At 47.8% G+C, this 12,041-nt stretch carries 10 protein-coding genes and 1 riboswitch; of the genes, 6 read left to right on the top strand and 4 right to left on the bottom strand.

The window, feature by feature from the left end; all coding sequences use genetic code 11:
- Positions 1-221 precede the first annotated feature (221 nt).
- From AC3WU2_RS20575 to AC3WU2_RS20550, 6 genes are all read left to right on the top strand, one after another.
- Positions 222-1,202, top strand: coding sequence for an ABC transporter permease (locus tag AC3WU2_RS20575; protein WP_018757354.1), 981 nt, complete (start codon positions 222-224; stop codon positions 1,200-1,202).
- A gap of 19 nt (positions 1,203-1,221) precedes the next feature.
- Positions 1,222-2,112, top strand: coding sequence for a carbohydrate ABC transporter permease (locus AC3WU2_RS20570; protein WP_492456926.1), 891 nt, complete (start codon positions 1,222-1,224; stop codon positions 2,110-2,112).
- 143 nt (positions 2,113-2,255) lie between these two features.
- Positions 2,256-3,755, top strand: a complete 1,500-nt coding sequence (locus AC3WU2_RS20565) for an ABC transporter substrate-binding protein (RefSeq protein ID WP_492456925.1) — start codon at positions 2,256-2,258, stop codon at positions 3,753-3,755.
- A gap of 143 nt (positions 3,756-3,898) precedes the next feature.
- Positions 3,899-5,665, top strand: a complete 1,767-nt coding sequence (locus AC3WU2_RS20560) for a cache domain-containing sensor histidine kinase (RefSeq protein ID WP_492456924.1) — start codon at positions 3,899-3,901, stop codon at positions 5,663-5,665.
- A 2-nt stretch (positions 5,666-5,667) separates the two neighbouring features.
- The gene (locus tag AC3WU2_RS20555) at positions 5,668-7,251 is read left to right on the top strand and encodes a response regulator transcription factor (RefSeq protein WP_492456923.1); all 1,584 of its coding nucleotides are present in this window, start codon (positions 5,668-5,670) and stop codon (positions 7,249-7,251) included.
- Between the two features lie 62 nt (positions 7,252-7,313).
- Positions 7,314-7,452: riboswitch (cyclic di-AMP (ydaO/yuaA leader) on the top strand.
- Between the two features lie 187 nt (positions 7,453-7,639).
- Positions 7,640-8,845 (top strand): KamA family radical SAM protein, encoded by a 1,206-nt coding sequence (locus AC3WU2_RS20550; RefSeq protein WP_492456922.1) that lies wholly within the window; start codon positions 7,640-7,642, stop codon positions 8,843-8,845.
- Between the two features lie 71 nt (positions 8,846-8,916).
- Here the strand turns inward: AC3WU2_RS20550 and AC3WU2_RS20545 are convergent, their stop codons facing one another.
- The 4 genes from AC3WU2_RS20545 to AC3WU2_RS20530 all read right to left on the bottom strand — a co-directional run bounded on the left by AC3WU2_RS20545 (position 8,917) and on the right by AC3WU2_RS20530 (position 11,986).
- Positions 8,917-9,576, bottom strand: a complete 660-nt coding sequence (locus tag AC3WU2_RS20545) for a TetR/AcrR family transcriptional regulator (protein ID WP_492456921.1) — start codon at positions 9,574-9,576, stop codon at positions 8,917-8,919.
- 21 nt (positions 9,577-9,597) lie between these two features.
- On the bottom strand, positions 9,598-10,617 hold the full coding sequence (locus tag AC3WU2_RS20540) for an ABC transporter permease (RefSeq protein WP_492456920.1): 1,020 nt from the start codon (positions 10,615-10,617) through the stop codon (positions 9,598-9,600).
- Positions 10,614-11,357, bottom strand: coding sequence for an ABC transporter ATP-binding protein (locus tag AC3WU2_RS20535; protein WP_379351233.1), 744 nt, complete (start codon positions 11,355-11,357; stop codon positions 10,614-10,616). Before AC3WU2_RS20535 ends, AC3WU2_RS20540 begins: the two co-directional genes overlap by 4 nt.
- Before the next feature lie 305 nt (positions 11,358-11,662).
- Complete coding sequence (locus tag AC3WU2_RS20530) at positions 11,663-11,986, bottom strand: hypothetical protein (RefSeq protein ID WP_492456919.1); 324 nt, start codon at positions 11,984-11,986, stop codon at positions 11,663-11,665.
- Between the last annotated feature and the right edge of the window lie 55 nt (positions 11,987-12,041).

Genomic DNA, 12,041 nt, shown 5'->3' with positions numbered 1-12,041 from the left:
TTCGCTTCTACTGTAAGTGTTGTCGTATTTCCTTAATATGGATAAACACCATTTCGCCTATAGCATAATGAGTCGCGTAACCGCTGTCAATATAACAATCGATGGCCGTTACAACATGTCACCATTGTTGCAAAAGGAAGTCACCATTCTAGTGGTGAGCAGGTCTGCCGGAGGATTACAATGACGGAGTATACGATTGAGATGAGCGAAAGGGTGAAGTCATGAAAGCTGCAGAGACGGCTCCGTTACTGAACAAGTCAGCACACCAAGCGGTGGCTAAGAAGCAAGGCCATTTCATCAGAAGCCTGAAGAAATACAAATGGCTGCTGCTAATGACGCTCCCAGGGGTTGTGTATTTATTCATCAATAACTATATTCCGATGTATGGCGTCATTCTCGCATTTAAGAACTTGAACTATGCGAAGGGCATCTGGGGAAGCGATTGGGTGGGACTCGATAACTTCAAATTCCTATTCAACTCGGACACGGCCTATGTCATTACGAGGAATACATTCCTGTATAACTTTGCCTTTATCATCTTAAATCTAGTTCTTGCATTATTTGTGGCATTGACGATTAACGAGATTAAAGATAAAGTCATCTCTCGCTTCTATCAAAGTACGTTTTTGCTGCCGCATATTATCTCGATGGTTGTGGTTGCCTACTTGGTGTACAGCTTCTTAAACGCAGAGAGCGGCCTCGTGAACAGACTTCTGGTCAAATGGTTCCACGTCGATCCGATCTCTTGGTACAGCGAGGCAGGCTACTGGCCGTATATCCTCATTATCGTGAATGCGTGGAAGAACGTCGGTTACCTATCGATTATCTATTTCGCATCGATCATCGGGATTGACAAAGAATTCTACGAAGCGGCTACGATAGACGGGGCGAGCAAATGGAAGCAGATGACTCGCATTACGCTGCCGCTCATTGCGCCGATCATCACGACGATGACATTGCTCTCGGTCAGCGGCATTCTCCGCTCCGATTTCGGACTTTTCTATCAAGTGCCAATGAATACGGGTGCGCTCATTCCAACGACGAATACGATCGATACGTTCGTGTATCGGGCGATGATTAGTTCTGGCGATATAGGGATGTCAGCGGCGGCAGGATTCTATCAATCGGCTGCGTGCTTTGTCTTGATCTTGGTTGCGAATGCAGCCGTAAGGCGTGTGAATAAACAGGATGCACTATTCTAGGAGAAGGGACGGATCTATCTTGCAGCAGAAAAAAATATTTAGCACCTCGATGATTCATCTGTTCTTCTGGCTCTTTACGATCGTATCGTTGATTCCTTTTGCCTTGATCTTTATGGTCTCCATTACTGATGAAGATTCGATTGCCATGAATGGTTATTCCTTATTTCCGAGTAAAATCAGCTTTGCCGCCTATACGTTCTTATTCAACGATTTCTCTGAGATCGCGAAGGCGTATGGGGTCACGATGATCACGACGGTGATTGGAACGGCCGTAAGCTTGCTGATTACAGCGCTATTCGCTTACCCGCTGTCCAGATCGGGCTTGCCCTTTAGACGTACATTGTCCTTTTACATTTTCTTCACGATGTTATTTAGCGGCGGTATGGTACCTTGGTACATGACTTACGTGAATATGTTCGATATGAAAAATACATTGCTCTCGATGATTATTCCGAATCTGTTGTTAAGCGCATTTAATGTGCTGCTCATGCGAAGCTTCTTCGCGAATTCGATCCCGGAATCGGTAGTAGAGTCGGCGACGATTGATGGGGCCAGTGAGATCATGATTTTCTTCAAAATTGTCGTGCCGCTATCGCTTCCGATCATGGCGACGATTGGTCTATTCAATACACTATCGTATTGGAATGATTGGTATAATTGCATGCTCTTCATCGATAAGCCGGAGCTCTACAACATCCAATATCTTATGACGAAGACACTCACCAATATTCAATATCTGATTATGAAATCAAGCAGTTCGGCACAGGCCGGAGATTTGCTCGCCAAGATGCCGCGAGAGACGGTTCGAATGGCACTTGCCATCGTTGGGATCGCGCCCTTACTATTTGCATACCCGTTCTTCCAGAAATATTACATCAGCGGCATTACGAGTGGTGCTGTCAAAGGTTAAGACAGTTCACAACGAGTTCGCTGAAAGGAGGGGATGGTGCGCAGCAAGATAGCGCGCTATGAACAATTTTGCAGCAATAGGAAATGCGAATCGATTTCGAGACTTGCTATAGAAATGATCTGATGAGAGGGGATTCATAAGCTATGAAGAAATCTTTTAAAATCGCGATGTTAACGATGTTAGTTAGTATGATTGCACTCGCAGGCTGTGGTGCGAAGGGGACGGATGAGCAAGCAGCAGCAGGAGGCAAGGCGGAAGACGGGAAGTTAAAACCATATAAAATTACGCTCGTCTACCCAGGTACAGCGCAGAAGGATCTAGCGGTTGTACAAGAGGAAATGAGCAAATATTTGACTGAGAAAATCAATGCAACGATTGAACTGAAGCCGATTGAGTGGGGTTCATGGGATGATAAGACGAATTTGATGAAAATCTCCAATGAACCGTTCGACCTGATGTTCACGGCGAGCTGGTACTACTATCCTCGGGATGCGGCGAAAGGCCAATATCTTGAGCTGGATGACTTGATGAATCAATACGGTAAAGATATTCCAGACGTGCTTGGCCCGGATTTCATCAAAGGTTCGCGCATCGGCGGTAAATTGTACGCATTGCCGACCAAGAAAGAATTCGGACAAGGCTTCGGACTCTTACTCAGCAAGAAGCTGGTCGATAAATATAAATTCGATGTTAACGGGGTTAAATCGATAGAAGATGTAGAGAAAATGCTCGGCACAATCAAAGCGAATGAGCCAGGCGTAACACCGATCATTAGCCGTAAATTCACGAATGTCTGGGAAGCGGCTAACTACGACAATATTATTGCACACATCGCTGTGGCGCGCGGCAGCAAAGAGATCAAAGCGATCGATAAGCTGGAAGATCCGAAATATATCGATTTCTATAAACGGATGAATGTCTGGTATAAGAATGGATGGTTCGACAAAGATATTCTGACGTCCGACACGGACCAAGCGATGAATATGATTAAAGCCGGCAAAGGGTTCGCCGTTGCATCATCCCTCAAGCCTGGCAAAGATAAAGAGATGAGCCTCACGTCGGGGACTGAAGTTGTCCAAATGGAGACAGCCGCTCCGTTCACAACAACAGGGGATGCACAAGGCGCGATGCTCGGCATTTCCCGTACTTCAGAAGATCCAGCGAGAGCGATGATGTTCTTGAACTTGCTCTATACGGATAAGAAGCTCCTGAATATGCTCGATTGGGGCGTTGAAGGCAAGCACTACGTGAAGAAGTCGGAGAATGTAATTGACTTCCCAGAGGGCGTTAATGCCGATACACAAGCCTATCCAAGCCCAGGCGGCTGGATGTTCGGGAACCAATTCAACGCTTACCTATGGGCAAATGAAGATCCGCAGAAATGGGAGCAATTCCAGAAGCTCAATGACAGCTCGGAGCGGTCCATTATTCTAGGCTTTGCGTTCAATCAAGAACCGGTTAAAGCGGAAATGGCAGCGATCGAGAACGTCAATAAAGAGTTCGAGGCATCGCTAGGAACCGGTGCGGTGGATGCCGAGAAGACGATTGCAAAATGGAAAGAGAAGCGTGACGCGGCTGGGTTCGACAAAGTGAAGGCAGAGGTCGACAAGCAGCTGCAAGAGTGGGCTGCCGCGCAAAAATAAGCATGAATTAACAATATAACAGGGAATCCTTCACGGGGCGCTTGCAAAAGTGAACCGAGAGGGGTTCCTTATGTGCTATCATCACATTAGTATCGATTACGTGTCTAATGAAGAAGATCCATGACCGAAGTGGGAGGAAATCTATGAGTATACGCCAATCTCTTCGATTTAAGCTAATTATCGGATTTATGACCCTCGCGATTCCGCTGATGGTGCTGTTGCTCTATAACAATTTCTATGCATCCAATACAGTGAGAGAGCAGGTCGCTGAATCGAATAAGAATATGATTATTCTCTATTCGAATCAGATTCAGACGCTACTTAACCGTGAGGTAAATTTGCTCTATAACCTTGCGATTGAAGATCCGAATATTATCGCGCTGCCTCGGTCGATTCATGACCCGGATGAATATTTCCTCAATAAAGGACGTGTTCTGAATATCTTGAACCGTGACCATCGGTTCAATAGTGGCGTTGATTTTGAATTTATCTATACGATTCAGAACAAAGATTTCTTTAATACGGCGATGAAGGCGACCAGCTATGAGGAAATGGAAGCGCTGCAATCGACGTTAGGCAGCCTGCTGCAGGATGCCAAGCCCGACAGTCCATATTTTCGTGAATGGAAAGTCATCCCGGTTCTTAACGAATATGCATTGGTCCGCATTGTGGATACGGGGTCGGGTGTCTATCTAGGAGCCTGTGTACGATTACGAAACCTGATGATTCCGCTAGACTTCATTGGCCTCGGACAAGAGGGGTTCTCGGCATTCCTGACAGAACAAGGCGACATTATGACGAACAAAGAGGGCATTCAGCAAGCCAAGCTAGATGCCTCGCTCCTTGCCGGGATGAATGACACCTATCAACGGTTCCGGCTGCAGCAAGAGGATTATATCGTCGTCAGCAATCCAATTAAGGATACGGATATGATGTTAAGCGCCTTTATCCCGGAAGAGAAACTATTGCAGAATCTAACGAAGTTCCGCAGTTTTATTTTTATTATCCCGATTCTGGCCGGATTCCTGTTGATTATTTATCTGATCTACCTGAATGACATCATGCTGAAGCCGATGAATAACCTCATCCGCGGGATGCGTAAGATCAAGCAAGGTGAGTGGTCCTTCCGCCTGCACAATCCGAAGACGAGAGAGTTCACGATTATTAATGATGCTTATAACGATATGGCTTCTGAAATTCAGGCGTTGAAGATTAACGTCTACGAGGAGCAAATTAAGGCGCATAAGGCAGAATTGAAGCATCTACAGCTCCAGATCAATCCGCATTTTCTGCTAAACTCGATCAACATCATCTACAACTTGGTTGAGATTAAGAATTACAAGCTGATTCAGGTCATGTGCGTGAATCTGGTGAAATATTTCCGATTCGCGACAAAGACGAATCAGGTCGTTGTGATGATTGTGGAGGAAATGGAGCATATGGAGAGCTATATCCGGATTCAGCAGCTGCGTTTCCCTGAGCGGGTTACGTATTCGTACCATATTGCGGAGGGGCTGGAGAGAGCCTGTATTCCGCCGCTGCTAATCCAACCTTTCATTGAGAATTCGATCAAATATGGGTTTGATTTTATGGATCGTCCGTTTCACATGGAGATTCATATAGCTCCCTTAGCAGAGCCAGATTTATATGAAATCGTCATTGTGGATAATGGAAGCGGGTTTCCTGAAGAGGCGCTTGAATCGCTGCAGAATGGAAGTTACTTCACGCAGCCGCAGGATGAGCATCTCGGCATCTGGAATGTGCATCATCGATTGAAACATATTTTCGGGCAAGCGGCAGTTCTTGAATTCGCGAATGAGCCGGGTGCCGGCGCGAAAGTGAGGCTTGTACTTCCTTATCGCACGCTTACGCAGTTCAGTTCTTATGATAGTGGACCTTGGGAGGGGTAACGATGTATAGAGCGCTGATCGTGGATGATGAGATTTATGCTGTGCTGGGGATTAAGAGCGGTGTGAATTGGGAGGAGCTGCAAGTATCGGAAGTCCATGAAGCCTATAACATGCGGGAAGCGATAAAGGTATTCGAACGCACACCGATCGATATTCTCATCTGCGATATCGAGATGCCGAAGGGGACGGGTATTGAGCTGCTTGAATGGGTGAATGCACACTCGCCTGCGACCGAGACGGTGTTCTTGACAGCACATGCCGATTTCAGCTTCGTGAAGCGAGCGGTCCAGCTCGATAGCTTCGATTATTTGCTTAAGCCTGTGGAGTATGAAGTGCTGCAGTCGACCTTGGCCAAGATGCTGCAATCGATTGAGCAGGAGAAGGAATTGCTGCAGCTGCGCGAACAATACAAGCCCTATTATGATCTCTGGACGAAGAAGAAGCCGCTCATTGCCGATAAATTCTGGAATGACGTGCTCTCCAATCGCATTACCTGTACACCGACCAATGTGCAGAGTTTGCTCGAGGAGCATGATCTGACGATCAAACCGGATATCAAGATTTTACCTCTTCTTATTAGTGTTGAAGAATGGCAACGGGAGTTCAGTACAAGAGATGAAGAAATGATGGAGTATGCGATTCGGAAGGGGGCGTCCGAGCTGCTGCTGCATGAGGCGAATGGGGTTGTCATTCAGACTCGTCAGGGCGTGAATGTCGTGATTCGTTATTTGGACGAGGGGCATAGCGGAAGTGCAGGACTGTCCGAGGCGTGCCAGGAGTATATTCAGTCTTGTCAGCAGTACTTCAATTGTCAAATCTCTTGCTATATTGGGGAAGTCACTTCGTTATTTAACGTGAGCGAGATGTATCATGAATTGCTCGAGCTGGAATACAACAACTTGCATAAATCCAATCAAGTGTACTTCTTGCGCAATCGGGAGAAGACCGGCATGATGAAGCTGCCGCTCTTCTCTGCTTGGACGATTCTGATCGAGCAGGGGAAGCGGGAAGAGATCGAGAGGGAGCTGGCGCGGTGTATTGCAGCGTTCCGGTCGGACGCAAGACTATCTGCGAACGCACTGCAGGCATTCAATCATGGATTTCTTCAGATGATTCATTACATTCTTCATAAGAACGGATTGTCTGCCCATGAACTGCTGTATGAGGGGCAGGGGCAATTGAACGGGGCCGCACCTCGAACGCTGGATCAGATGCATGCTTGGGCATTGAAGCTCATCGGGCTGGTGTCCCATTCCTTGCATCAGAACGATTCAGTGATTGAACAAGTTCAACGTTACATCGCCGATCATCTGAGCGAAGTGATTACAAGAGAACAGCTCGCGGAGTATGTGCATCTGAATCCTGCGTATTTGTCCAGGCTATTCAAGCGTGATGTGGGCGAATCGATCACGGATTACATTCTGAATGAAAGAATGAAGGTAGCGAAGGAATTGATCGCTACCTCGTCGATGCCGATTTCGGATATTGCCAAATCGCTGGGATACAGCAACTTCTCCTATTTTGCGAAAATGTTCAAGAAAGTCTACCATGCGACACCGCAGCATTTCCGGCGCCAGTTAGGTTGAAATGTGACTTCTTGAAATATACGATGATTTAATATTTGACTGTCTAAGATAAATTGTTGTAAAATGGAAATACGCTTAATTTCCGGATATGAGATCGGAAAGCGGGGGAACCAATTTTTAGGGGCGAATCAAGGATGTATTGTAGGGAACCATCTTTCCCGAGCCCGACAGCTAACCTCGTCAGCAGTGGATGGGTCAATCATAGACACTTTTGCCGCACCCCTGACCCGTTGAACCGGGTCTTTTTGCGTCTATTCGAGAGAGGCCCGGTTGCCTGCAAGGACGAAGCACATGCTTACGCTTGCAGACTGCGGGTCATTTTTTATGTTGAAGCGAGAGGAGGGACACAGCGTTACCATAAATCTGACTTTCAAGGAGGAACAACCATATGGCACAGCCGAAATATATCACGAATATCGATAAAATTGTGGAGATCCCGGAGCAAGAACGGGCGAAGTTGAAGCAAATAACGGAGAAGTTCGTATTTCGCGTGAATGATTATTACTTGAAGCTGATTGACTGGAACGACCCGAATGACCCAATTAAGAAATTGGTAATCCCGAATGAGGGAGAATTGTCTGAATACGGTAGATGGGATGCGTCCGACGAGGACACGAATTACGTGGTTCCGGGCTGTCAGCATAAGTATAAGACGACGGCACTGCTCATCGTGTCCGAGGTATGTGGTGCGTACTGCAGATACTGCTTCCGTAAACGTCTATTCCGTAATGATGTAAAAGAAGCCATGTCGGATGTGAGTCCAGGCATCGAATATATTCGGCAGCATCCGGAGATTAACAATGTGCTCCTGACGGGCGGAGATAGCTTGATTCTGGCAACACCCAAATTGAAAATGATTATTGAGCAATTGCGAGACATTGAACATGTGAAGATTATTCGGCTCGGCTCCAAAATTCCCGTGTTCAATCCGATGCGCATCTATGAGGATGAGGAGCTGCTCGATACCATTCGGACATTCTCGAACAGTGATCGCCGGATCTATGTGATGGCCCATATCAATCATCCGCGTGAAATAACGCCTGAAGCAAGACGAGGGTTTGAGGCGTTACATCAAGCTGGAGCGATCGTCGTGAATCAGACCCCGATCCTTCGGGGCATTAATGATAACGCTGATGTCTTAGCGGAATTGCTCGATAAGTTGTCTTGGGCGGGGGTCACGCCGTATTACTTCTTCATTAACCGCCCTGTAGCGGGCAATCGGGATTTTGTCCTGCCGCTCGAACAGGTGTATCGCCTCGTTGAAGAAGCCAAAGCGAAGACATCCGGCCTCGGTAAAAGAATCCGACTATCGATGAGTCATACGTCCGGTAAAATCGAAATTCTCGCGATTGAGAACGGAAAAGCTTACTTGAAGTATCATCAATCGAGAGATGACCATTATGGTAAATTTATGGTGCTGCCTTGTCCGAAGGATGCGTCATGGTTCGATGACCTGCCGGGGAATGAAACGTATTGGAAGAAGCCGAAGAAGAAGACAGACGCGATTGTCTCGGTGAATGAGCTGCCGCAATTCCCACAGAAGGTTAGCCGTTCGACGGTGACACAGCCAGCGATGAAGGCCGTGAATCAATAACATCATAACAAATGGAAAAAGAAAAGACGGGTGGCTTCTCAGCGTGATGCTGGGAAGCTGCCCGTCTTTTGTTAAGGGGCCAACCCTTTCATAATAAATTGGATCGTGGCTTCACGTTCGAGAGCGTCATCCCAATCTGATCCTGCTTGGGGCTCCAAGATGGAACGGAACAGTACATAGCCCAAGATAGAGAAGGCGCTGAGCCGCATAATGGTAAGGGAAGGAAGGTCAATCAGTTTTCCTTCGCCTTGCAGCTTATGAATAATTCTCTCGAATCGTCCTTTCATCTCGTTGAAGACGAGCTGCTGTAATTGTTTCTGGAGATCGGGGTGGAAGGGCAGCTCCTGCACCACAATTTTGAACAAGCTGCGATTCTGCTGCAGGAATGTAATGCGATTGTCGATCAGTGCCCGAAGGAGCTGATCGAAGCTATCATAATCTCTGGAGAGTACATCTTTGAACTCTCGGAGGAGAAAGGGGGCGAGCAGCTTCACCATGGCCGGCGTGACGATCGAGAGCAGCAGGTCCTTCTTGGTCTTAAAGTGGCGGAATATCGTTCCCTCCGCGACGCCAGCCCGCTGGGCGATCTCGCTCGTTGAAGATGCCGCATAGCCTTTCTCCGCGAATATTTCAATCGCTGCTTCGAAGATTCGCGCTTGCTTGGCGGTTCGTGGAGCGGTAGGATCACCTTGCAAGAGCTCCTCCATCCATGGCTCCAGCGACTTGGTCATATAGGTCAACTCCTTGCTAGATTAGATCGCACGCTGCTTCTTCAGCGCTGCGATATTGAGTAGTGCGAAGACGATCGAGAATCCAAGCAGGATATAGATATCGAGCTGAATGTCGCCAATACTTTCCCCGCGAATCATGATCCCTCGCATGGCATCAGCCCCGTAATAGAGCGGCATGATATAACTCAGCTTCTGCAGCCAAGGCGCCATTGCATCCAGATTGAAGAGTCCGGAGAAGAACACTTGCGGGACGATGACGAGCGGAATGAACTGAATGATCTGGAACTCGCTGCTGGCAAAAGAGGAGAGCAGCGTGCCGAGTGTCAGTGCCGTCAAGGTGAGCAGCAGGTTGATCAGGAGCACGAGCCCAAAATTGCCGACCATATACATGCCGAGCACTTCAATGGCGAACCACGTGATAAGCGTGGCTTGCAGCAAGGTAAATATACCGAACCCTAGTAGATAACCGCCGACGACTTCGGAGCGCCGGATCGGTGTAGCAAGCAGTCGTTCGAGCGTTCCTGTCGTGCGTTCGCGCAGGAAGGAGACGCCGGCGATCAGGAAGACGAAGAAGAAGGAGAAGAATCCGATCAGGACAGGTCCAAAGTAGTCGAACGAGGACATGCCTTCTTTTCCATGCAAATAGGTAATGCTCGGTTGAATCGTCGGCGTGCTCGCTTGCATCACCTTCTGAAGCCGAAGGAGAATCGCTTGATTCATCGAGGGGTCGCTGCCTTCGAGTATCAAGTCAGGCTTGCCGTCTGCAAGTGATAGAATCGCATCGAGATCTCCAGCTTCTAGGGCTTGCTTCGCTTCCTCTTGATTGGTATAGGTTGTAACATTCGCATCTGTGCCATTTAACCGCTCGATGATCGGGGCGGGAAGCTGGACAGTACCGATATTCGGTGTAATCGGCTGACCGTTGAAGATGAAGTTCAGCAGCGTTAAGATAAGCAGCGGCGCTAGGAAAATAAGCGCAAGTGTGCGCTTATCGCGAAGGAACTGGCGAATGATTCGTAAGGCTAATGCACGCGTTCTCATGCGAGGACACCTCCCCCAAGGACAATGAACGCATCTTCGAGCGTCGTTGTACCGCTTCTTTCTTTGAGTGCTGCAGGAGAATCGACAGCGGTTAAGTGACCATCACGAATGAGACCGATACGGTCGCATTTGTCTGCCTCATCCATGACATGTGTGGTGAGGATTATCGTCGTTCCCTGATCGCGCAAGGCGAGCAGCTCTTGCCAAATCGATTGCCGAAGCACGGGATCAATACCGACTGTCGGTTCGTCCAGAATGAGCAATTCCGGTTCATGCAGGAGAGAGATCGCGAGTGATAGCCGTCGCTTCATGCCGCCGGAGTAAGCTGCAACGGTCTTATCTTTATGATCGAGCAAATCGACGACACGTAGTACCGCATCGATCCGTTCGTTCCTTCTAGCCCCGCTCAGTCCATAGAGGGATGCGAAAAATTGCAGATTCTGACGAGCGGTGAGCTCATTATACAGTGCATCCGATTGCGCCATGTAACCGATACGCTTCAAGAGGGAGAGCTTCGGAACTTTCTCGCCAAGGATATGAATTTCCCCGCTGTCGGAACGGTCCATGCCGGTCATTAACTTGATTAAGGTTGTCTTCCCGGAGCCGGATGGCCCGAGTAAGCCGAAAAGCTCGCCGCGCTCGACCTGAAGATGGATCGATTGCAGGACGGTTCGCCCGTGAAAAGAACGGGATATATCGCGAATTTCTAAGATGTTGGACAAGGAATTCACGCTCCTCATAAAAGTGAGTGATCACTCATTTTCGAATACACCCCTATTATATGTTACTTCTGTCATCATGAGAAGTGAGTAATCACTCATTTTTATTGTTCGAGCGGATTACCTATTCGCATGATTTCGCTAACGAATCGTACGGTTCTTATTCCTCGAGAAATGAGGCCTAATCTCATCTAACGAACTCCAGCATCGTTATTTCTAGAAAAAGCACCTCTAACCACCCAAATTTGGCCCAATAACGCTGCTGTGATTCGTTAGTTCGAAAAACAGCTCACTTTTTCGCAAATAAGCACGCTACGATTCGTTAGCTATTTATTTTGCTCGTACCACGCCTGCAGCTTGAAGCGCTCGATTTGATCCCATAGCTGCTCCTGCTTCAGAATTTCGTATTGCCGTGGTCCAATCAGATCGAAATGCGGGAAGGCATCCCGTTGATGAATACGCTCTGGCGGTAGTTTGTGTGTTACACACCAGGCTCGCAATCGATCCATATCCGCACAGCCGACCTTCGTGATCGTCGTGATCCCAGGGAAACGCGGCTCCACCCAGTAATGGGTGATATACGCTATCTCACCACGCGAGACAGAAGCTTTCCATTGCTCCAATTCTTTTCTTTTTATGCCAAATGCCATTGTTATCGCTTCTTTCTATTAGGCTCTATCTTCCACCATGTTACTTGAAGGCAGC

It is taken from the genome of Paenibacillus sp. EB106-05-06-XG162 (assembly GCF_058791655.1).
Note: the sequence above shows the minus strand (reverse complement) of the source record. Positions and strands in the feature narration are given on the sequence as shown.